We start from the raw sequence: 21,954 nt of genomic DNA, 5'->3' as shown, positions 1-21,954 counted from the left end.
ATCATCCTTTCTCGGCAGACGCACGGCCGGCGATCGACTGCTCGACCCACCGCCGCAGGACGGGGGCAGGTGCGGCACCCGCCTGCCGGGCGACGGTCTGTCCTCTGTCGAGGACCAGCAGCGTCGGCACCGCCTGGACCTCGAACCGCTGCGCCAGGCGCGGGTTCTCGTCGATGTCGACCTTGACCAGCTTGATCTTTCCCGCGAGATCGGTGGCGACCTTCTCCAGTGCGGGGCTGACCATGCGGCAGGGGCCGCACCAGGTGGCCCACAGGTCGACGACGACGGGCACGGTGGCCTGCTCGACGACCTCGGTGAAGTCGTCGTCGCCCGCGTCGGCCATCCACGGCAGAGGCTGCTTGCAGTTGCCGCACCTGGGGCGGCCCTCGGCGGCCGCGGGCACCCGGTTGGTGCGCCCGCAGTGCGGGCAGGTGATGTTGGTGGCCCGCACGGTACTCATGCCGCGTCCGCTCCCCTCACGTCCTCGGGCTGGTCGTAGGTGACCAGCAGCTCTCCGTGCTCGGCGTCGACGCGGACCTTCGCGCCGTCCCGGACGTCGCCGCGCAGCAGCATCCGTCCCACCAGCGTCTCGACCTCGTGGGAGATGTAACGCCGCAGGGGGCGGGCCCCGTAGACCGGGTCGTAGCCCTGGTGGGCGATCAACTCACGTGCGGCGTCGGTGAGTTCGACGGTGATGCGGCGTTCGGCGAGGCGGCTGCGCAGTTCGTCGAACTGGAGTTCCACGATCCGCTCGATCTGGCGCTCGCCGAGCGGCTTGAAGAGCACGATGTCGTCGACACGGTTGAGGAACTCCGGGCGGAAGTGCCCGCGCAGCTCGCCCATCACCAGGGCGCGGGCGTCCGGCTTGATGTCGCCCTCGGCGGTGGCGCCGTCGAGAAGGTGCTCGGAGCCGATGTTGGACGTCATGATGATCACGGTGTTGCGGAAGTCGACCGTGCGGCCCTGAGCATCGGTGATGCGTCCGTCGTCGAGGACTTGGAGCAGGGTGTTGAAGACGTCCGTATGCGCCTTCTCGATCTCGTCGAACAGCACCACCGAGTACGGCTTGCGGCGTACGGCCTCGGTCAGCTGGCCGCCTTCCTCGTAGCCGACGTATCCGGGAGGGGCTCCCATGAGCCGGCTGACGGTGTGCCGCTCCTGGTACTCACTCATGTCGAGGCGGATCATGTTCTCCTCGGAGTCGAACAGGGCCCGCGCGAGGGTCTTGGCCAGCTCGGTCTTCCCGACGCCGGTGGGGCCGAGGAAGATGAACGAGCCGATGGGGCGGCGGGGGTCGCGGATGCCGGAGCGGGCGCGGATGATGGCGTCGGCGACGAGCTTGACGGCCTCGTCCTGGCCGATGACGCGTTCGCGCAGGATCTCGTCGAGGCGCAGCAGTTTCTCGCGTTCGCCCTCCTGGAGGCGGGAGACGGGGATGCCGGTCCAGGCGGCGACGATCTCGGCGATCTCCTCCTCGGTGACGACCTCGCGCAGCAGCCGGTTCTGCCCTTGTTTGGCGGCCAGTTGTTCCTCCTCCGCGGCGAGTCGGCGCTCCAGCTCCTGGAGGCGGCCGTAGCGGAGTTCGGCGGCGCGGTTGAGGTCGTAGGCGCGTTCGGCCTCCTCGGCCTCGTGGCGGACCTGCTCCAGTTCCTGGCGCAGCTCCTGTACGCGGCGGATCGCCTGCCGTTCGGCCTCCCACTGGGCGTGTTTGGCGTCGGCCTCGCCGCGCAGGTCGGCCAGTTCCCTGCGGAGTTCCTCCAGGCGGGCCTTGCTGGCGGGGTCCGTCTCCTTGGAGAGGGCGGCGTCCTCGATCTCCAGGCGGGTCACCCGGCGGGTGATCTCGTCGAGTTCGGCGGGCATGGAGTCGATCTCGGTGCGCAGCCGGGCGCATGCCTCGTCGACGAGGTCGATGGCCTTGTCGGGCAGGAATCGGTCGGTGATGTAGCGGTGGCTGAGGGTGGCCGCCGCGACCAGTGAGGTGTCCTGGATCTTGACGCCGTGGAAGACTTCCAGGCGTTCACGCAGACCGCGCAGGATCGAGATGGTGTCCTCCACGCTCGGTTCGTCGACCACGACCTGCTGGAAGCGGCGTTCGAGTGCGGCGTCCTTCTCGATGTGCTTGCGGTACTCGTCCAGGGTGGTCGCGCCGATCATGTGGAGTTCGCCGCGTGCCAGCATGGGCTTGAGCATGTTGCCCGCGTCCATGGCTCCTTCGGCGGCGCCCGCGCCGACGACCGTGTGCAGCTCGTCGACGAAGAGCAGGATCCGCCCGCCGGCGGCCTTGACCTCGCTCAGCACGGCCTTGAGGCGTTCCTCGAACTCGCCGCGGTACTTGGCGCCCGCCACGAGCGAGCCCATGTCGAGGGCGAACACCGTCCTGTCGCGCAGTCCTTCAGGCACGTCACCGCGCACGATGCGCTGGGCCAGACCCTCCACGATGGCGGTCTTGCCGACGCCGGGGTCACCGATCAGGACGGGGTTGTTCTTGGTCTTGCGGCTGAGGATCTGGGTCACGCGGCGGATCTCGGCGTCCCGTCCGATGACGGGGTCCAGCCGCCCGGCCCTGGCCTCGGCGACCAGGTCACGGCCGTACTTCTCCAGGGCCTCGTAGGCCACCTCGGGGTTGGCGGAGGTGACGCGCTGGTTGCCGCGGACCTGGGTGAGCGCGCCGAGGAAGGAGTCCCGGGTCACGCCGTGCTCCTTCAGCAGGCGTCCGGCGGTGGTCGCCGAACCCTCCTCGGCCAGCGCCAGCAGCAGGTGTTCCACGGACACGTACTCGTCCTTGAGGCGTTTGGCCTCCCGCTCCGCCTCGTCCAGCAGCCGGGCCAGGCGCTGGGTGACGAAGACCTGCCCCGGCGCCGCGCCCGGGCCGGTCACCTTGGGCCGGTGGGACAGCTCCTCGCGTACGGCCGCGCGCAGCTCCTTGGGCTCCATGCCCGCCTGCTGGAGCAGCCGCGGGATCAGGCCCTCCTCCTGGTCGAGGAGGGCGAGCAGCAGATGTTCGCCGTCGACCTCGGTGTGGCCCAGGCGGCCGGCGGCGCTCTGGGCCTCTTGCAGGGCTTCCTGCGACTTCTGGGTCAGGCGGTTCATGTCCATGGTGGTAGATCACTCCTCATGCCTGCACGCCGCAGCGCGGCTTCGAGCAGGCTGATGCGGTCGAGCAGGTCGAGCACCAGACCGAGGGACGCGTAGTTCAGGCACAGCCCGGTGCGCAGCCGCTGAATGCGGGCCACGGCGCCCGGGGCCGTGGGGGCGAACACCAGCCGCCCGGAGGCATCGGTCACGGCGTCCACCAGTCCGAGGGCGACGAACCGACGGATCACGTCGGGATGGAGGCCCGAGCGGCGGGCCACGGTCTCCAGGGAGAGCCCGGGCACGGGCACGATCGCGTACTGCACGCCCATCTCGGTCGAGCGTGCCTGCGGCGGACGGGCCTTGGCCGGTCGGTCGGACATCAGGACCTCCTGGGGTCGAACGAGGAGACAGCGGCAAGTTCCTCCAGCAGCTCGCGCTCCCGGTCGCTCAGCCGGGGCGGCACCATGATCCGCAGCTCCGCGTACAGGTCTCCGTTGACGTCACGGGGGCCCGGCATGCCTTCGCCGCGCAGCCGCAGACGCCGTCCGCTGGAGGACCCGGCGGGCACGGTCACCTTCGCCGTGGCGCCGCTCGGCGTGCGCACGGGCACGGTCGCGCCCAGCGCCGCCTCCCACGGGGTGACCGGAAGCCTCACATGGACGTCCCGGCCTTCGAGACGGAACTCGGGGTGCGGCTGGATCCGCACCCTCAGGTACAGGTCGCCGGCGGGTGCATCGTCGCCGCTCCCCCGCCCGCCCTCTCCGGCCAGCCGGATGCGCTGCCCGTCAACGGTGCCGGGCGGCACGTCGACCTGGTAGCGCCGCTGCCCGCCCGGCCCGGCGAGGGTGACCGTACGACGGCCTCCCCGATACGCCTCCTCGACCGTGAGCGGCAGTTCGGCCTCCTGGTCGGCGCCGGGCACGCGCATCCGCCCGGCGCCGCCGAACAGCGAACCGAACAGATCCTCGACGTCGACGCCCTCGTCCCCGAAGCCTGCCGTGGAGTACCGCACCCGGGGACCTCCGCCGCCGCTCCACCGGGCGCCACTGCCGGCACCGGCGGCGGCGACCTGCTCCTCCCAGTCATCCGGAACCTTCCGGAAGTCCTCGCCGAAGCGGTCGTACCGGGTCCGCTGCTCCGGATCGGACAGGACGCTGAAGGCCTCGTTGATCTCCTTGAAACGTTCCTCGGCCTGTGGGTCCTTGTTGACGTCGGGGTGGTACCGGCGGGCCAGGGTGCGGTAGGCGCGCTGGATCTCGTCCCGGTCGGCGGTGCGCGGTACTCCGAGCACCTCGTAGAAGTCGCGTGCCATGGGCGGTCACTCCCGCTTGGCGACGGTCACGGCGGCCGGCCGCAGCTGCCGGTCGGCCTCCCCGTAACCGGGTCGCAGCACCTGGACCACGGTGTTCGGTTCGGCGTCGGGGTCCTGGACCACTCCGACCACCTCGTGCCGGGCCGGGTCGAACGCCACGCCTGTCTCCGCGTGGCGCGGGTAGCCCAGCCGCTCCAGGACGTGCACGGCCTGGTCGCGCACGGCGCGGACACCTTCGACGATCGCATCGGGGTCGGCGGCCCCCGCGTGGCTCAGGGCCAGTTCCAGGTTGTCGATGACGGGCAGGAAGGCCGCGGCCGTGCGGGCGCGTTCGACCGCGGCCACCCCCTCCAGCTCCCTGGCATGGCGTTTGCGCAGGTTGTCGAGGTCGGCCAGGGCGCGCCGCCAGCGGTCCTCGGCCTCTCGCAGCAGGGCGGCGTAGGCGTCGTCGGGTGCGGCGGCGCCGGCTGCGGCGTCAGGCCCGGGCTCGGCCTCGGCCTCGTCGGTCCGCGGTCCAGGCTGCTCAAGGTCCCCGCGCGGCGGCTGTACGGCCCCTTCCGGCGGTGAGTCGGGCTCTCGGTCCCGGGGTGGGATGGACATGGCGGCCACCTCAGCCCTTGTCGAACTCGGCGTCGATCACGTCGTCGTCGCCTCCGGCGCCGTTGGGCGCGGCCTGGCCGGGGCCGGAACCGTCCGGTGAGCCGGTGCCCGTGGGACCACCCGCGGCGGCTCCCGTCTGATGGGCCGCGAGGCCGGCGAAGACCTGCTGGAGTTCGGAGGCCAGCGGCCGGACCTTGTCCACCCCGGCCTCGTTCTTGACCGCGTCACGGGCCTCGGCCACCAGCATCTCGGCGCGCGCCTTCTCGTGTGCGGGCGCGGCGTCGCCGAGCTCGCCGAGGCGCTTTTCGACCTGGTAGGCGATGGCGTCGAGTTCGTTGCGCGCGTCGACCGCCTCGCGCAGGGACTGGTCCTGGCCGCGGTTGCGTTCGGCCTCCTCGACCATCCGCTCGACTTCGCTGCCGTCGAGGTTGGAGCTCTCGCTGATGGTGATGCTCTGTTCCTTTCCGGTGTCCTTGTCCCGCGCGGTGACGTTGAGGATGCCGTTGGCGTCGACGTCGAAGGTGACCTCGATCTGCGTCTCGCCGCGCGGCGCGGGACGGATGTCGGCCAGCTGGAAGCGGCCCAGGACCCGGTTGTCGGCAGCCAGCTCACGCTCGCCCTGAAGGACGACGACGTCGACGGCGGGCTGGTTGTCCTCGGCGGTGGAGAAGGTCTCGGTACGGCGCACCGGGATGGTGGTGTTCCGCTCGATGATCTTCGTCATCACGCCGCCGCGTGTCTCCACGCCCAGCGACAACGGGGTGACGTCGAGCAGCAGGACATCCTTGACCTCGCCCTTGAGGACTCCGGCCTGGATCGCGGCGCCCTTCGCCACGACCTCGTCGGGGTTGACGCTCATGTTGGGGTCCTTGCCGCCGGTCAGCCTGCGCACCAGGGCCTGGACGGCGGGGATGCGGGTGGAGCCGCCGACGAGGATGACCTCGTCGATGTCGTTGTCACTGACCTTGGCGTCGTCCATCGCCTGCCGCACCGGGCCTAGGCAGCGCTCCACCAGGTCGCCGGTGATCTGCTCGAACGTGGACCGCATGATCGTCGTCGTCAGATGCTTGGGCCCGGAGGCGTCGGCGGTGATGAACGGCAGGCTGATCTGCGTCTGGGTCACCGAACTGAGCTCGGTCTTGGCCTTCTCGGCGGCCTCGAACAGGCGTTGCAGCGCCTGGGGGTCCTGCCGCAGGTCGATGCCGTTCTCCTGCTGGAACCCGTCGGCGAGCTGGTCGACCAGGCGGCGGTCGAAGTCGTCGCCGCCCAGATGGCTGTCGCCCGCCGTGGACCGTACCTCCACCACGCCGTCGCCGACGTCGAGGATGCTGACGTCGAAGGTTCCGCCCCCGAGGTCGAAGACGAGCACCGTCTCGTGCTCCTTCTTGTCCATGCCGTAGGCGAGGGCGGCCGCGGTCGGCTCGTTGATGATCCGCAGCACTTCGAGGCCGGCGATCCGTCCGGCGTCCTTGGTGGCGGTCCGCTGGGCGTCGTTGAAGTACGCGGGCACCGTGATGACGGCCTCGGTGACCTTCTCGCCCAGCTGTTTGGAGGCGTCGTCGGCCAGCTTGCGCAGCACCTGTGCGCTGATCTCCTCGGGAGCGTAGAGCTTGTCGCGCACCTTGAAGCGGGCGGCGCCGCCGTCTCCCTCCACCACGTCGTACGTGACGGCCTTGGCCTCTTCGGAGACCTCGTCGAAGTGCCGGCCGATGAACCGCTTGGCCGAGTAGATGGTGCCCTTGGGGTTGAGGATCGCCTGGCGGCGGGCCAGCTGGCCCACCAGACGCTCGCCGGTGTCGGTGAAGGCCACCACGGACGGTGTCGTGCGGTTGCCCTCGCTGTTGGGTACGACCGTCGACTCGCCGCCCTCCCAGACGGCGATCACCGAGTTCGTGGTGCCCAGGTCGATGCCTACTGCCTTGGCCATGAGGAACTCCTTCCGGGACGGGTGGCCTCGTTCGTCCTCGCAGGCACGCCCGGTCTTCCGCACTCGCTCGGGTGACGGCGGGACCGCTCCGCGGGCGGCTGCTCTTTCTGGCCCCGCTGTCAGTGCTGGTTGAGGGCCCGCTGGGCAGTTCGGCCGGCAGCCGCACCGCCCTCGGCGACCGTGCCGTGTGCGCCGGCGGGCGCGGGCGAGCACCGACGGGTCTTCCGACAGCCGGCCCGTACAGGGCGAGGAGCGGTCCCGACACGCCCGGGTCCGGTCAGATCAGCGGCCGGAAGATCCACGCGATCAGTACGCCGGCCAGGGCACGCCACGCAGCGCGGCCCCGCTGTCCTCTGCGTCCGGTCACCGGACCTGCTCAACCGGACGCACGTCTTGCCCGATGGCCACCCTCGCCCGATGGCCACCTCCCCTGCGGGAAGACGATCCTGCGGGCCTGCTCGCTCATCAGTCGGTCCTACCTGCCACGGGCACCGGTACGCCCGGCGATCCCTGGCAGACCCAGCGTTGCAAGAGACAGCGCGCTCCGCTTGCACCCGGTAGGTCAGACATCGGCGCGGCCGGTCGGTCCACGAGAACAAGGCTCACATCCGGACAAGTCGGATCGCCATGCCTAGGCTGGGTGCTCATGGCACGCCCAGGCGTGGGTCCACGGCGTGCTCGATCGCCTCCGATGCCCGGAGGAGAACGGAGTGACCATGGCCTCCCATCCCTCACGGAGGCTTTCCCCTCAGGTCTCCGAAGAGACGGCGACCCGCCACACAAGTCCGAGCAACGCCGCGAGCTCCGAACGGCACGGCCTCCGTCCGCCCGCGGCACTGGACCCGCACGGACTGCTGGTGCTGTCCCAGGCCCTGTTCTCCTGCGCGGAGCAGAGTGAGATCGTGCGGTTGGCCATGCGGCACGTCAGCGCCCTTGGCCCCTACTGCGCCGAGGCCGGGTACCTCTCGACGAACGATGGTTTGTCCCGCGTCCCCGGCCACGACGCGGGGGCGCCGACGGTCGACGACGCGGGCATGATGGAGCTGGGCGAGGCGGACGGCTCCGTAGCCTCTCCGGAGCGGTCCTGGAACTGGGCGTTCGGCCTGCGCGAGGCCGGCGGTCTGCTCGGCTACATCGTGGTCTCCTCTCCCTCCGAGCCCGATGAGCGTGGGGACTTCCTCCTCTCCACCCTCGTGGGGCTGACGTCCGCGGCCCTGTCGCTGACGGTCATGCGCACCCCGCGGCACGACAACGCCGCCGAGCTCGACCGCCTCCGCACCGAACGGGACACCGCGCTGCGGCAACTGGACGCGGTCCGATCCGAACTGCACCGGCAGAAGACCGTGCACGAGACCCTCGCCCGTGTCGCTGCCCGGGGCGGCGGCGAGGACGCCATCACCCAAGCGCTGTACGAGCTCACCGGCCTGTCGGCGCTCATCGAGGACCGGTTCGGCAACCTGAGGTCATGGGCCGGCCCCGACCGGCCCGTCCCCTATCCGGTGCGGTCCGCGACCTCCCAGGAGGAGATGCTGAGCCAGGTGGCGCGCGAAGCGGGCCCGGTCAGAATCAAGGACCGGCTGATCGCCCTGGTCCGGCCGCGCGGCGACATCCTCGGTGTACTGGCCATCGAGGACCCCGGGTCGACGGCCGACGAGCACACCATGTTCACCTTGGATCACGCCCAGCGGTCGCTTGCCCAGGAGCTCGTGCATATGCGCGAACTCACCGAGGTCGAAATGCAGCTGCGCCGCCAGCTGATCGACGACCTGCTGGAGGGCACTGACGAGACGAGCGCCTACGCCCGGGCCGAGGCCGTCGGCCACGACCTGCGACGGCCTCACTACGTGGTCGTGGTGCACTGGCCGGGCACCGCCGCGAACAATGTCTTCACCCGCGCCGTCCAGCAGGCCACAGCCACCGCGGCGACCCGTCCGCTGATCACCCGTCGCGGCGACCGCGTGGTCGTGCTGACCGAAGCGAAGCCCGACGACGATGCCGTCCACTCGGCGGTGGCCCATGAGCTGGGGACACCCGGCGGAGCGATCGGGGTGAGCACCCGCTGTGACTCCCCGGAGGGCATTCCCCGCTGTTATCAGGAGGCGCTGCGAGCCCTGGAAGTACGGCAGAACTCCCGCGAGCGCAGCGGGACGACGTTCTTCGACGACCTCGGGCTGTACCGGATCCTGGGGCCCGGAAACGATCTCGGCGAGCTCGAAGGCTTCGTACGGGAGTGGCTCGGCCAACTGATCGACTACGACGCGGAGCACGAATCGGAGTTGGTGGAAACGCTCTCGCGCTACTTCGACTGCGGAGGCAACTACGACGACGCGGCCGCCGCACTGAGCGTCCACCGCAGCACCCTGCGCTACCGGCTCCAACGCATCCGTGAGATCAGCGACCGCGACCTGACAGATGTGGACACCCGGCTCAATCTGCAGGTCGCCACCCGCGTCTGGAAGATCATCCTGGGCGGGCGGCACTGACCGGGGAAACCGGGGCGACGACAACGTAGGGCAGTGCGGAAGTCGAACCGTCCGCCTGTGACGCACCGACCGTCCACCGCGTGCACCAGAGCCCGGTGGAGCCGATGTTGGCCGACGCCGCGGTGACCCCCGCCGAACACCGTGCCTGAGCAGAAGTGTCGCCTTACCATTGACCGGTGATCGGCAACCTTGAGTCGTTCCAGGACGAGTTGGCCGCCAGCGGGTTTCCGCCGTTGGTCAACAAGCAGGCCGGGGCCGGCTTCCGGGGTGGGATCGTCACCCGTGACCTCGGGCCGCTGCGGCTGTTCTCCCTCGACACGCCCGAGAGCGCCTGCGTCGGGCGGGAGCGCGACGCCTCCGACGGCGAGAACCTGGCGGTCAAGGTGATGACCCGGGGCCGGACGCGAATCGAGCAAGGGCGCGGCGACGCCGAACTCGGGCCGACCGACCTGGTCCTGCTCGATCCCACGCGTACGCTCCGGTTCGAGAGCACCGCCGCGACGCACGTCACGATCCTGGTTCCGCGCCGGGAGCTTCGGATACGGCCCGCACAGATCGACCGGCTCGTCGGCGTACGCATCGACGGCAGCCACGGCCCGGGCGCTCTCGTCTCCGTGCTGGCCCGGGAGTCGGCGCGGTCGGCGACCGGCTTCCGCGAGGCGGAGGCGCTGCGGTCGGCGGCGGCCGTCGTCGAGCTGATCGCGGTCGCGCTGGAGGCCCGGCTCGGCGACGAACAACCGGCCCCGGACGAGTGGCTGCGGAGCCGGATCGCCGGCTATATCGAGGCCCGGCTGGCCGATCCCGATCTGTCCCCGCCGGGCATCGCCGCCGCCCACAACATCTCCGTACGCCGACTGCACAAGCTGTTCGAGGACCAGCCGCTGACCGTCGCGGCCCTGATCCGCCGTCGCCGACTGGAGCGCTGCCGGGCCGAACTGACCGGAAGCGGACGTACGGTCACCGCAGTGGCCGCCCGGTGGGGATTCTCCGACCCCACCCATTTCAGCAAGCTCTTCAAGGCGACGTACGGCTACAACGCCCGTGCGCTGGTTACCAGCAACCGTGCACAGACGACCAGGACGCGCACAGTCGGCCCGGACAAGGATGGAGGTGACCAAGGCAGGCAAGAGCAAGAGGAGAAGTCGTGGCGAAGGTAAACATCGTCCGCCCCGGTGAGGGCGAGATTCTCGGCAGCGGGGCGCAGCAGATCCGCATCCTGGAGAACGGCGAGCACACCGACCACCGGCTGGGGTTCGCCGAGGTCACCATTCCGCCGGGCACCCCGAGCCCGTTGCAGCATCGCCACGCCCAGCACGACGAGGGCTTCTACGTGCTGGCGGGAACTTTCCGATTCACCGTCGGCGAGGAGCAATACGACGCCGGGCCGGGCACCTGGGTCATCGTGCCGACCGGGGCGCCGCACACGTTCGCCAACGTCGGCGACGAGAACGCGGTCATGCTGAACACCTTCACGCCGGACCTGTACGTGCAGTACTTCCGCGACTTCAAGGCCATGATCGATTCCGGACAGCCGGTCAACGCCGAGACCATGCAACCGCTCTGGAAGAACTACGCCACCGAGATTTCGAACGAATACGCCTCGTGAAGCGCCTTCGGTACGACCGCTGAGGCGGCCCGGAGGTGATGCGGCTCGCTGAGCCGGTTCGCCGGGACGCGGGAGCCTCGGCCGTCGGCAGTTGCCAGGCCTCTGCGCCTGCCCATCGCCCGTACGGTCATGACGGCCGCGCGGGCAGCTGACGCGGAAGGGCCCGGCGGGGGGCAGATGTCTCCACCGCGCAGTCGCCCTCCCCGCAACAGCCCGGCGGCGACACCCCGCGTCCGTCGGCCCGTGCCACTCCGCGGAGCGCTACACGACGCGGTCGCGCTGAACTACCGGCCGCGCGATGCTCGTCCCAGCGGATGGGGGCTCTTACGGACAAGGGCGTAGTCCGGTGACAACGCTCTCCGCGGAGTCTCTTGTGCACTGACCGCACAGGTTCGCCGGGCGGGTGGGGTCGGTGCCCGTACCACCGGACTCGGTGAGGGAGTTCCGCACATTGATGGTGGGGCTTGTCCTCCCACTTCGACGAGAAGCGGCCTGGGTTCTTCGACGTCAACGTGCCCGCAGAGCGACTGGGCGTCAAGGACAGGCGAGAGGAGGACTGGCGGACGCCGTTCCCGTTTCCACTCCTCGGCAACTCCGTCGCGGACGAGGAGCTCACGGCCCTGGTGGGATTCAATCCGCAGCGCGAGGACTGGCGTCGACCTTTCCTGGTCTACTTGATGGGGCCGGGTGTCGGCGACGAGAGCCTCTTCGAGGCTGAGCACGCGGACAAGTTCGAGGTGGAGGCCATTCTCGGCTTCAGGCCGACTCATGCCGTCAATGTCAGTGCCTGTTGCAATCGCGGCATCGACCACGTGACCACGGCCCTGCTGACCGCGGCTGTCATGGATGTCATCGGGGGCGTGGCCAAAGCCGAGTTGCTGGACGGACAGGCGTCGGTCGTCGCCGGCCCTCCAGGGGTGTCGGGGATCGCGGACGAGGCCTGGACGGCACTGGGAACGGCGGAGTTCCTGCGGGCCTGGGTTGAGAACCCCGCCTTCCGGCTAGGACTTGTCCAGCCGATCATGTGACTGCTGCTTGTCCGGGTCGTTGATGTGGACATGGGGCGGGGTGATCTGACGGATGCCGAGTGGGAACGGCTGCGGCCGTTCCTGCCGGTTAGTAACGGGCGCTGTGGCCGGTGGCGGGATCACCGGCAGGTGATCAACGGGATTCTGCATCGGGTGCGGACCGGGGTTCAGTGGCGTGACCTGCCCGAACGGTTCGGACCGTGGAAGACCGTTTATGAGCGACATCGGCTGTGGTCGGGCGACGGCACCTGGGAACGTCTGCTTCAGCGGGTTCAGGCCGAGGCCGACGCGGCTGGTGAGATCGACTGGGACATCTCGGTCGACTCCACCATCGTCCGCGCGCACCAGCATGCGGCCGGCGCCCCCACCGATCCACCGTCGGAACCCGGTTCAAAGGGGGGCCAAGAGAGGGAACACCAGGGCGAGACGCCGTGGCAGAGCCTCGTCGCCCGCCTGGTGGAGGTGGTGCTGGAGGTGAGGGCCTGGGTCGTTCGAGGGGCGGGTTCACCAGCAAGCTCCACCTGAGCGCAGACGGCTGTTGCCGTCCCCTGTCCCTGATCGTCACTCCAGGCCAGCGGGCGGACTGCACTCAGTTCATCGCCGTGCTGGAGAAGATCCGTGTCCCGAGATCCGGCGTGGGAAGGCCACGCGTGAAGCGGGACAGTCTCGCGGCCGACAAGGCATACAGCAACGGCCCTATTCGCGAGTACCTGAGACGGCGGGGCATCCGCCACACGATCCCGGAGAAGAGCGACAGTCAGGCCGCCCGTCTGCGCAAAGGGTCGCGGGGCGGATGACCGCCCGGGTTCGACGAGGACCGCTACAAGAAACGCAACACCGTCGAACGCGCGATCAACCGTCTGAAGCAGTCCCGAGCGGTCGCCACGCGTTACGACAAGCGCGGCTATGTCTTCCTCGGTACCGCTACAGCGGCGTCCGTCGCGATCTGGCTCCGAACATGAACCCTATGCGACCCAGCAGTAGACATCTTGACCCAGGCGCCGGGCGGTGCTGACGAGAACGGCCAGATCACTAAGGATCACGAAGGCGATCTCCGTGTCGATAACCTCACCGCCCTCCGCGCGCTGCAAGGACCAAGCGACAGCGGCATCTTTCAACTCGGGCCGTTCAGCCTCGGCGAGTGCTGCGGACAGGCGATGCGAGATCGCGAACACGATGCGCCCGTCGTCGCCCTGGTCGGCGACGATACGAGGCTCGCCGGCTCCGACGAGTTCCTCGAAACTTCCGCCGGAGAAAAGGCACTCCCACTCGACCACAGCCTCTTCGGGATCGAAGTTGCCGAGGGAAAGCGACTCGTATGTGCGTCGCGGCCCGGTCTCGAGAACCAGAGCCGCTGACGCGTCATCGGGAGCCACGAAGAACTCGATGGTGATGCTCACCCGAGCATCATGCCGGACCGCCGACCACCGTGATCGGCCGGACAGCTCCTAGTCAAGTAGCCGGACAGATCCGCGGCGGAGTTCGCGCTGCGGCCTGAACCTTCGCCATGTCTCATGAACATGCGGCGAGAGCGGATCGGCCGCCCCAGCGAATGCCCCTCTCGCTGCGGATACGGGCGCGTTCCTTGCGTCCGTCGGCCAGAACGTCGCAGCGGCGGGTGTTGGCGTCGCGCCAGCGGAGATAGGCGTGCGGGGCCCGCGTCTGCACGCCTGGCTGGGGAATTCGAGTTGGCGATCGTGAACTGCCTGAGAAATCCTGACGAATTGAGTGGTGGCTTTCCCGTTCCGGTCGACTTCACCCCGCGTCCAGCAGGCAGCAGGCAGCAGGCGGCGGAGAGTTGGGGCCTGGACTTCGCGTTGAGGCCGTGTCCATAGGCAGCTGGTGTGATCGCGTGCTGCCTGATGCCGCCCAGGATGGGTTCGTGATCGGCATCAACTGGAGCGGTCCGCGCCTGGTCGGCTGGAGCTTCACCTCCAAGAAAACCTCAACCGGCCAACGGCGGCTGACGAGTTCGGCATCAGGCAACCTTCGCCCTGGTGAGGAGCCAGGCCAACACAGCCACGCCGATGGGTATCGCAACGAGGTAGCCGACGAGGCTACCGACGCCCGGATCAGCCAGCGCGGGAAAAGCCCAGTTCACTGCCGCACCCACGAGCAGTCTCACCGCGGCCAGCGCAAGGAGAGCGGCAACAGCAGCAAGCCGACGCGGCGGGCCCGCCTCGCGATACAACTCAGCCGCAGGCCCGATCGCAAACACGCCCGTCACGACGAGGACGAACTCGGCGTCGGGCAGCCACCCGAACGGCCACCCCACCAGAGCGACCAACCCGGAGCAAGCAAGGCCGCCCAGTTCCAGCACCACGGTGGCCACTACCGGGTGGTCCCACGAGGGGCGTCGGATCGAACCACTCCCACTGTCCTTCTCATCGGCCACGTCGTCAGAGTAGCCATCGACAGGGGGAACGGTGCCTGTTGCGGCACTAACCCCGTATCGCTCGCCAGAACGCGCAGTCGCCGCCGGGAGATGGGTGCGCATCCGAGGGTGAGGTAAGCCCCGTGGATGTCGTGGCGGATCTCCCAGCGGATCCGCAGTCGACGGAACCAGTGCAGGCGGGCGAACATGCGCTCCACGAGCCACTGTTGCTTGCCCAGGCCGGAGCCGTGCTCGGTTCCGCGGCGGTGCATCACGTCCCGGACGGTGTCCTCGTCGACCTGGACCAGTTTGGCGGTCACCGGCACTCGGTTCCCGCCTGCCGTGGCAAGCAGCACCATCGCTCGCCGGTAGCCCACCGAACTCGTGCCGCCCCGGCGCACGATCTGCTGCGCCGCGGCCCCTCCTGGTCGGTCAGTCCGGCACATGGACAGGCTCGATCTCCGCGCCTCCAGCGGCCGGACAGGATGTCAGCGCGCATCCAACCGCCACAACTGTCGGCCCTGCGAGCCTGTACGGTCACAGCACCACCTGATGGAAGCGTGGCCGGGAGCCGAAGGGCCCGTGTGGCGTTGTCCCTGCCAGAAACGTGAAGCCCTGGCCCTGCCTCGTGGTCCGGCCGAACTCGTGGCGCAGGCGAACCGGCCAGAACGTCGTCCGATACGTGGGGCCCGTCGGCCCCGGCTGGGGGTCCTCGATGAGGGCAGGCCCCGCCGTCGCCAGCGAGCCCCTCGTGAAGGAGCTGCGTGTCGGGAGGGCGACCGCACGAGGTCCGTCCACGGAGGGTGCTCGATGCGCCAGCCGCACTGTGGGCAGATCAACCACGCGCTCCCACTGCCCTGGAGGGGCCGCGGCCGTCCGCAGAGGTCCTCGGCCACTGGGCGTCGGGCCGGGTGAAAGGAGGGCGTCCCATTGGGCATCCCCTGCGCCAGGGACCATCCGGTCACGAGCTTGCCACTCAATGACGAGCGCGGCATAGATGGGTGGGTGTCGCTCTGCCGCCACGGTGAAGGCCTCATGCCGGGCCAGTCGATGCTCGCTCGGGAGGAAGAGTCTCCCTGTGGTGGCCGCACAGTCGATCGTGGTCCTCGGTGCGTCACGGTTGGGAACGTCGCTGGGCATGGGCCCCCTTTACGGTGTGGTGTTTGGCGGAAAACTGGCCGACGAATTCCCAGAAACACACCAAAGACGTAACGGGCGGGACTCCGAGCGTCACGAAGGCCAGCACTGAATGGGACGAGTTACTTACGCACAGTGCTACGGCAGTGGCCGAGGTTGCAAGAAGGACACACCATGACCGATTCGCGGGCTGACGCTGCGCGGTGGCCCGCAGAATCGACAGGGCTGCGACGAACCACGGACCGTACACCGCGAGCGGCCAGAAGTGTGCGACATTCACGGGCAGGACAGAAGCAGCGACAGTGCAGAGCTGGCGGTATGTGTAAGTGATTGACCAAGCCAGCATGCAGGCCACGCCCACCGTGATCACAGCGAAGAGGACCGTCACCTGGGTGATGCGCTCATAAGCGGAACGGAATGGCGACTTCGGCCGCACACGCCGCCTGTCGATCCTGGATGCCGGCTGACCATCGGAGCCGAGAGGCGGCCTCTCCCCTGATTCCGCAGAGATCATCCGAGCCAGTTCCTTCTCCAGGTCTTCATGGCTCAGCGTGGCGCCCACCACCTTGCCGTCCCAGAAACGCCCGTCCTGGGCCTGATGGACAGCGGCGGGCCCCCTTCCGTACGGATCCCCCGTCGCGTGCGCGGAGCCCGCGAGGTACTGCGGGGTGCGGAACTCTTTGTCGTCGTACCGGTCCATCTGAATTTGCAGCGCCTCTAGTGATCTTGTTACGGCGACGACTGGCGCCTTGCCCCAGTTCCCGCCGCTCTAGTTTGATCTGGAAATCAATCGCGCGATTTTGCGATCTATTCGCCTACGATTCATACTCGCCTTCCATAGATTCAGCAAGGGATTCTATTCGATGCCTCCAATTCGACGTAACCGCAGGGGTCGAAAAGGAATTTCGAAGCACGCGCGCGACTGATCCACACGAACGAGCCATCCGCAACGTCCAGACAAACGGTCGACCGTTAGGCGTAAAAGGTCTGTTGAATTCCCTGAATTAAGTAATGCAATCCACGTTCAGTTCCTCCGGGAAGCGGCCCCTTCGGATTGTTCCGTGCCGCAGGCTCGCTCCCAGCGCCCACAAGAACCCGCAGGAATCCCGGCCGTCTGCCGGAGGAGGCAGGCAGCCGGTGACGGCGCCTTCGAGATGCAGAACCCTCAGTGCGCACTCGCGGGGACATCGGCGTCCACGCCGATCGGACGGAGCGTGAACTCGCCGAGCGAAGCAACGGCACGCACCGATATGTCGGCGAGACGAATGGCCCTCCAGAGGGTGGCGCAGCCGAGGGGAGCAATGTCCTGCTCGGCCAGCTCCAGGTAGGCCGTGTCCGGGTCCTCCGTTGCGGCCGCGGGCCACTGGGTGACAGTCGGGCGGCGGTTGGCGCTTGTGGCGTCGAATGGGATGGCTTGCGGCTCAGGGGTACGGGGGACTTGGCAGGCGGGGTCGATCGTCATCCGCGGGCGCTCCCGCGGCAGTCGGCAGGCGAGCCGCAAACAGATACCTGCGCCGTGTATCCGGTCACGTCTCTGAAGTCACTTGCCGTGATGACGTGCGGTGCGCACCGGGCACGGATGGAGCGAGTGCTGGCTTGGGTGAGAGAGGCTGTCGAACCCTTCGGAAGACATGCATCGTCGTAGGTGATCATCACGGGGCCGGGCCAGTCACTGCGTGCACGCGGCACGGCGCCCGGGCGTGTGCGGGTGCCCATGGCGAAGACCATAGAGGCGTGGTTGCGGCAACGCTCGCCGATTGCGCCGGATTGCGCGCGCGGGTCGGTGAGTTGATGCCGGTTGCTCATAGGGTTCCGAGCTGTGCTCTCGCCCTCATGATGACGTTGTACGCCGGCTGGCCGAAGACAGCCGACTCCTTCAGCGTCTGCCACATCGCCCGGTAGCAGGTGATGTCCTCGTCGCAATCGAGCCACAGTTCCGCGTTCCACGTGTCGGCGATGACGAGCCGTTCATCGATGATCCAGAAGCCGTGCTTCGGCGCGAAGGGGGTGCGGACGCCGAACGGAATGACGCCGAGCGTCACAGTGTCCAGGCCGATGACAGAGCCGAGGCGATCCAGTTGCGCGGCCATGGCGTGCGGGGCACAGCGCACGACATTGAGGGCGCCTTCCCAAAGGAGTGCGTGGAAGTGACGGTGTGATTGGTACAGGACCTCTTGGCGCTTCATACGCGCCCGCACGCCGTCCTCGATGTCCCTGGGCATTCCGTAGCGATCAGCAACGTCGGTGAGCACGCCCCGTGCGTACTCGGGGATCTGGAAGATGCCAGGGATGATGCCGACCTCGAAGATGTGAATGACCTTGGCGTGCTGCTCCTGGAAGCCATGCCCTTCCTGCACAGCCCGGTGTCCGGCCGCGAGTTGTCGCTTCCAACTGCGCTGCGAGGTCTCCAGACCGCGAACCCGTCCCACGAGTTCGTCGGCAACAGCCACGGCCCCGGCGGCTTGGGACCACGCTTCGACGTCAGCCGCCGTTGCGGTCTGTCGGCCCTTCTCCAGGCGCGACACCTTGGAGGGCTGCCAGCCGATCCTGGCGGCGAATTCCTTGCCGTTGAGGCCGGCCTCGACGCGCAGCTCACGCAGTCGAACGCCAAGGGCTTCTCGGGCCTGCTGGAAGTCGGTACTCACGTATCCGAAGCTACCGGTGAGGCGCCGACGGTGCGCCACGGATCAAGCTGGTCCATGAATGTGAGTGAACCGGTGGCTGACCCGGGGCGCAGGAAGCCTTCGCCGCATCCGGCCTCCGCGCGACGCGGGCTGAGGCATGAACCTCTGCCCGCGTCGCGGGTCAACACCACTGCCGCTGCTATTCCTTGGGGGCGTAGCGGGTCAGTAGGTCACGGGGCACAATGACGAAGGACTCGCCGTCGAGGACATTGACCAGTTGGGCGACGTCGTCTGGGTCGGTGACGGTATAGCCCTGCACGATGATGTCCCCGGTGTCGAGGTCCTCGTAGAGTGTGGGGCATTTGCCTTCCTCACTGGTCGTTCCGAGCATGCGAAGCGGTCGGGCCACGGGCTGTCTCTCCTTGGTTTCGCTCTTGCCCCATGCCGCAGTCGGGGACTCCGGCTTGGTGGTGTGGCAGTTGTGGCTTGGTGGTGTGGCAGTTTGTCGAGCAGGACAACTGCGTTGCGCTCGGTGGCTGGGGACCCGACGATGACTGGCTCTGTCACCGGAACAGTCCGAGGCGCTCGGCTGAGCGGGGCTGTCGAAACCGGCCTCGACCGCCTCGGCTGCGGAAGATCTGCGCTGTGTCGGCCCGCACAGGGACCTGTCGGCCGACGGTTTTCCGCTGGCCGACGAGTTCCGTGAAGACGGGCTTCGGCGCAGGGTGCGGCGCCCTTTGGTCTTCTTGTCGCCGCCCGCAAGGGTCAGGCGTGAGGGATTGAGCATCCGCGGCCTGCCGGGGGCGCGAGGTCCCTTGTGTCAGACGGTTGTTCCTGGCTGTTTACGGCTTCCTGTTGACTGTCGGCAGCCCATCGGTGAGTACAGGACGCGAGTTGGGCCAGGTCGTTCGGTCTCGTGGTCTGCGTGTGGCATGGCTGCCCAGACACATCCGGCGGGGGGGGGGAGGCGGGCGTTGGTCCTGGTTGCTGTGCATGAGGCCGTGCGGTCGCCTGCGGCGTACCAGTGGATCGATTCAGGCAAACTCGCGGCCGAGCTCGTCCAGGATCCGGGCGGTTGTCGAGCGGGGGTAACGGGCGGCGTTGGCGTACCCGGCGCTGCGCAGGGCAGACAGCAGTCCGGGGGCGGTCCGCAGTCGTTCGATGTCGCGCGCGAAGGCGGCGGTGTGGGTGAAGTCGGTCGTCATCGCGGAGGCTCCCAGGGCTTCGCACAGGCCGCAGTCGGCTGGTAGAGGACGGGCAGTCCGCAGACCTGAGCCTCCAGGGCGACGAGGTTCGTGGCGTCCGGGGAAAGTGCCGGCTTCACCAGCACGTCGTGTTCGGCGAAGGCCCTCCACAACTGCGAGGGGCAGCCAGTGGGGCCGAGGCGCGGGGCAGGCGGATCTCCCAGGCAGTGTCACTGAAGCTGTCGTCCTGAGCCACGCTCAAAAACTGCCGGCACAGCGGCAACCCTCCGGTTCGGCCGAGGAACACATGTCGGTGTGAACGGCAGGTGCGGCAGGACGTCTGCCCCGGGCGCAGGCACGCATTGACGACGAGCGCTGACCGGACGAAGTGGGTCGGGCCGCAACAGGCGAACTTGGGCGTGGCTGCACGGCACAAGGCGTCGGATGAAGAAACCTTTCTTCTAATTCCTAATCCGAATCTCTCCAACTCTGCATCTGTTCCGTAGGGCCGGCGCACACCACTCCCCTCTGCCAGTCGACCTTTCATGGGAGAACGCTCGACGCGCGTTCTGCTCAATGCCAGGACAAAAGGCTCGGCGCGGTCGACGATCGCATGACTTCTGGCGGTGAACCCAAGTTTGGACAGGATGCGCTCCACGTCGATGTCAGCCGTCTGTTCAAAGTTGACGGGGTGTTCGGAGATCTCGCAGTGGGTGAGGCTCCCGCGACGAAGTACGTGACTTCGTGTTCCCTCAAAGTGAGCGAGCCCGGGGGACTGCCTACGTGAGGACAAAGGACGACGGCTTGGCCTAGTGGGGCCTACAACCGGTGAAGCCACCATGTCCCGCACCGGCAGATGGGCGCCCTCGAAAGAGAGAGGCGAAGCCTTCACAGAACAGGAAAGTCCTCGGCTCGGGGCGTCCTCCGCCTCGGGGCGTGACGCATGCACGCGCACACCGGCGCCGACCTCGCCAAGTCCAACTCCCTTGCGGTGCATACGAATTGCGGGGGCCACGTGACAAAATCCCGTGCGCGACAGGCCACCTTGGTGCACTTCACTGCGCTTCTTCACGTTCACAGATTGTGCAGCACCTTCAGCAGCCGGGGGCCCGATTCCACAGCAAGATCGGCATACCGAGATGCGCCCGCGCGCAGACTGTCTCAGCGCTGGCCCACGTCACCTCCGAGGGGAGAACAAGCCAGTGCCCCTCGGCAAGAAGCGAGCGCCCGCCTCAATGTGTGCCGATGTGCTCCAGACCGAGGTGGCCACAGTGGATACGTCCACGTATCCGGTGAGGCGCTGGTACGTATTTCGCTCCGGACCACCGCCACAGACTGTGCTCAGCACTGGCCTGAACGCAGAATTCTCGTCCGATGTGGCCACCGTCCGCCGGGACCCGCAGGACCCGGTACCGTCCAGCACTCTTCGACGGCCGCAGAAATGGAACTCACCTTCCACCCCGAATTGCTCATGACGACAACCCGAGTTCAAGGCTGTACGGCGCCGAAGGTGAGGGCGCCGTCGAGGCTCGACGCTGGATCGTCAAGGCTCTCGCCACCAAGCCGTGGTCACGCATCGAGCATGGCATCACGTTGCACCGAAGCACGCGCGTGAGCTGTCCATAGGGCAAGACCGGCACAACGCAGGGGAACTGTTCGGCATCACATGACCCGAAACTTCGCTGCCGTCGCTCACCATTTCGTCCGGCAGCAGATTGGCGACCCTGGGAAAGGCACCGAGGGAGCGACGATTCCTTCCTCAGACGCGACTTCGACGGGGGTGCAGGACGATCGCCACTCTGGTCGGGCTCAGTTGGTGCACGGCCCTGTGGGGCCAGTCGGAGCCGACAGCGTCCAGTCATCCCGGAACCAGCTCGATCTCGAACACCCCTGGCCGCCGACGCCCTCCCACAGACCCGGTGCCGTAACGCACATCCAGCAGCGCGTAGAAGGCATCGCCGGGCCGCAGCCATGGTTTGACAGCAGCCGCCAACCGGGTGTGATCCAGACAGGCGGAGGCGTACCGGCAAATGACGTGGATAGATTCGGCGCACTCTCGCCGAAGGCGGCTGGTCCACCTGCCAATCCCTTTGTGCGATCGAGCAGGTCACCTCTAGCGTGCAAGAGCATAGGAATCGTGCGCGAGGGCAGCGCGCCACACGAACAAGGAGCAACCGCCATGGTGAGGGGCCACGAAGTTTCCGGACAGGCACCCAATAGGGTTGTCCTGAACAAGGAAACGAGGAAGAAGTGGCGCCACCCAGTAAGTACTCTCCGGAGTTTCGCGAGGAAGCAGTCCAGATCGCGTTGAGGTCAAGCAAGACGATCTCCGAAGTCGCCCGGGAGCTTGAGCTGAACTCGGAGACGCTACGCGGCTGGGTGAAGAAGTACCAGAAGCAGCAGGAACCGGCCCCGGATGCGGAACTGACGGTGAACGAGCGAGCGCGCCTGAAGGAACTCGAACGACGCAACCACGAGCTGGAGATGGAAGTTACCTTCCTGAAAAAAGCCGCAGCGTACTTCGCGAAGGATCCCCGGTAGCAAGCAAGTACGAGTTCATCGACGAGATGCGGCTCGACACCGAGAAGTACGCATACAGCGTCG

General features: G+C 67.9%; 17 protein-coding genes and 4 pseudogenes. 6 read left to right on the top strand and 15 right to left on the bottom strand.

The genetic code is table 11. The features are described from left to right. Position 1: 1 nt before the first annotated feature. From trxA to dnaK, 6 genes are read right to left on the bottom strand one after another with little or no spacing between them, the layout of a single operon-like run. Positions 2–460 (bottom strand): thioredoxin, encoded by a 459-nt coding sequence (gene trxA, locus ACIRB1_RS43870; protein ID WP_403469580.1) that lies wholly within the window; start codon positions 458–460, stop codon positions 2–4. Beyond that, the gene (clpB, locus tag ACIRB1_RS43865; protein ID WP_403469579.1) at positions 457–3,096 is read right to left on the bottom strand and encodes an ATP-dependent chaperone ClpB; all 2,640 of its coding nucleotides are present in this window, start codon (positions 3,094–3,096) and stop codon (positions 457–459) included. Before clpB ends, trxA begins: the two co-directional genes overlap by 4 nt. Next, entirely contained in the window at positions 3,087–3,455 is a 369-nt protein-coding gene (locus tag ACIRB1_RS43860) for a chaperone modulator CbpM (RefSeq protein ID WP_403469578.1), read from the bottom strand. Before ACIRB1_RS43860 ends, clpB begins: the two co-directional genes overlap by 10 nt. Beyond that, positions 3,455–4,387: a J domain-containing protein gene (locus ACIRB1_RS43855; protein ID WP_352178812.1), complete on the bottom strand. Its 933-nt coding sequence runs from the start codon at positions 4,385–4,387 to the stop codon at positions 3,455–3,457. Before ACIRB1_RS43855 ends, ACIRB1_RS43860 begins: the two co-directional genes overlap by 1 nt. Positions 4,388–4,393: 6 nt before the next feature. Beyond that, positions 4,394–4,987, bottom strand: coding sequence for a nucleotide exchange factor GrpE (locus ACIRB1_RS43850; RefSeq protein WP_403469577.1), 594 nt, complete (start codon positions 4,985–4,987; stop codon positions 4,394–4,396). Positions 4,988–4,997: 10 nt separating this feature from the next. Next, positions 4,998–6,914: a molecular chaperone DnaK gene (gene dnaK, locus ACIRB1_RS43845; protein WP_403469576.1), complete on the bottom strand. Its 1,917-nt coding sequence runs from the start codon at positions 6,912–6,914 to the stop codon at positions 4,998–5,000. A 716-nt stretch (positions 6,915–7,630) separates the two neighbouring features. On the opposite strand from dnaK, the gene ACIRB1_RS43840 reads away from it, so the two are divergent. From ACIRB1_RS43840 to ACIRB1_RS43820, 5 genes and pseudogenes are all read left to right on the top strand, one after another. Beyond that, the gene (locus tag ACIRB1_RS43840) at positions 7,631–9,397 is read left to right on the top strand and encodes a PucR family transcriptional regulator (protein ID WP_403469651.1); all 1,767 of its coding nucleotides are present in this window, start codon (positions 7,631–7,633) and stop codon (positions 9,395–9,397) included. 176 nt (positions 9,398–9,573) lie between these two features. Further along, positions 9,574–10,554 carry a helix-turn-helix domain-containing protein gene (locus ACIRB1_RS43835; protein WP_403469575.1) on the top strand — a complete coding sequence of 327 codons (981 nt, stop codon included), beginning with the start codon at positions 9,574–9,576 and terminating at the stop codon, positions 10,552–10,554. Beyond that, complete coding sequence (locus ACIRB1_RS43830) at positions 10,542–11,003, top strand: cupin domain-containing protein (RefSeq protein ID WP_352178807.1); 462 nt, start codon at positions 10,542–10,544, stop codon at positions 11,001–11,003. Before ACIRB1_RS43835 ends, ACIRB1_RS43830 begins: the two co-directional genes overlap by 13 nt. Before the next feature lie 464 nt (positions 11,004–11,467). After that, positions 11,468–12,031, top strand: a complete 564-nt coding sequence (locus tag ACIRB1_RS43825; protein WP_403469574.1) for a DUF6368 family protein — start codon at positions 11,468–11,470, stop codon at positions 12,029–12,031. Between the two features lie 30 nt (positions 12,032–12,061). Further along, positions 12,062–12,993, top strand: a pseudogene (locus tag ACIRB1_RS43820) (IS5 family transposase). Between the two features lie 3 nt (positions 12,994–12,996). On the opposite strand, the gene ACIRB1_RS43815 reads toward ACIRB1_RS43820, so the two are convergent. The 9 genes and pseudogenes from ACIRB1_RS43815 to ACIRB1_RS43775 form a co-directional block, all read right to left on the bottom strand. Then, a complete protein-coding gene (locus ACIRB1_RS43815) occupies positions 12,997–13,431 on the bottom strand; it encodes a hypothetical protein (RefSeq protein WP_403469573.1) in 435 nt (144 codons plus the stop codon). Between the two features lie 112 nt (positions 13,432–13,543). Continuing rightward, positions 13,544–13,748 (bottom strand): annotated as a pseudogene (locus tag ACIRB1_RS43810) (IS630 family transposase); the annotation flags it as partial. A gap of 261 nt (positions 13,749–14,009) precedes the next feature. Next, positions 14,010–14,426: a hypothetical protein gene (locus tag ACIRB1_RS43805; RefSeq protein WP_403469572.1), complete on the bottom strand. Its 417-nt coding sequence runs from the start codon at positions 14,424–14,426 to the stop codon at positions 14,010–14,012. A 95-nt stretch (positions 14,427–14,521) separates the two neighbouring features. Further along, positions 14,522–14,680 (bottom strand): annotated as a pseudogene (locus ACIRB1_RS43800) (IS5/IS1182 family transposase); the annotation flags it as partial. Between the two features lie 839 nt (positions 14,681–15,519). Continuing rightward, positions 15,520–16,242 carry a DUF2637 domain-containing protein gene (locus ACIRB1_RS43795; protein WP_403469571.1) on the bottom strand — a complete coding sequence of 241 codons (723 nt, stop codon included), beginning with the start codon at positions 16,240–16,242 and terminating at the stop codon, positions 15,520–15,522. Between the two features lie 465 nt (positions 16,243–16,707). After that, positions 16,708–17,004, bottom strand: a complete 297-nt coding sequence (locus ACIRB1_RS43790; RefSeq protein WP_403469570.1) for a hypothetical protein — start codon at positions 17,002–17,004, stop codon at positions 16,708–16,710. Between the two features lie 340 nt (positions 17,005–17,344). Then, a complete protein-coding gene (locus ACIRB1_RS43785; protein WP_403469569.1) occupies positions 17,345–18,187 on the bottom strand; it encodes a helix-turn-helix domain-containing protein in 843 nt (280 codons plus the stop codon). A gap of 178 nt (positions 18,188–18,365) precedes the next feature. After that, complete coding sequence (locus tag ACIRB1_RS43780) at positions 18,366–18,557, bottom strand: hypothetical protein (protein WP_352178964.1); 192 nt, start codon at positions 18,555–18,557, stop codon at positions 18,366–18,368. Positions 18,558–19,200: 643 nt separating this feature from the next. Beyond that, positions 19,201–19,526, bottom strand: a pseudogene (locus ACIRB1_RS43775) (glycosyltransferase); the annotation flags it as partial. Positions 19,527–21,600: 2,074 nt separating this feature from the next. On the opposite strand from ACIRB1_RS43775, the gene ACIRB1_RS43770 reads away from it, so the two are divergent. Next, positions 21,601–21,891, top strand: coding sequence for a transposase (locus tag ACIRB1_RS43770; RefSeq protein WP_403469568.1), 291 nt, complete (start codon positions 21,601–21,603; stop codon positions 21,889–21,891). The last annotated feature ends 63 nt before the right edge of the window (positions 21,892–21,954 follow it).

Origin of the sequence: Streptomyces sp. NPDC096013 (genome assembly GCF_044763565.1) — a bacterium.
Lineage (GTDB): Bacteria > Actinomycetota > Actinomycetes > Streptomycetales > Streptomycetaceae > Streptomyces.
The sequence above is the reverse complement of the archived record's forward strand: the minus strand, read 5'-3'. Positions and strand labels throughout refer to the sequence as shown.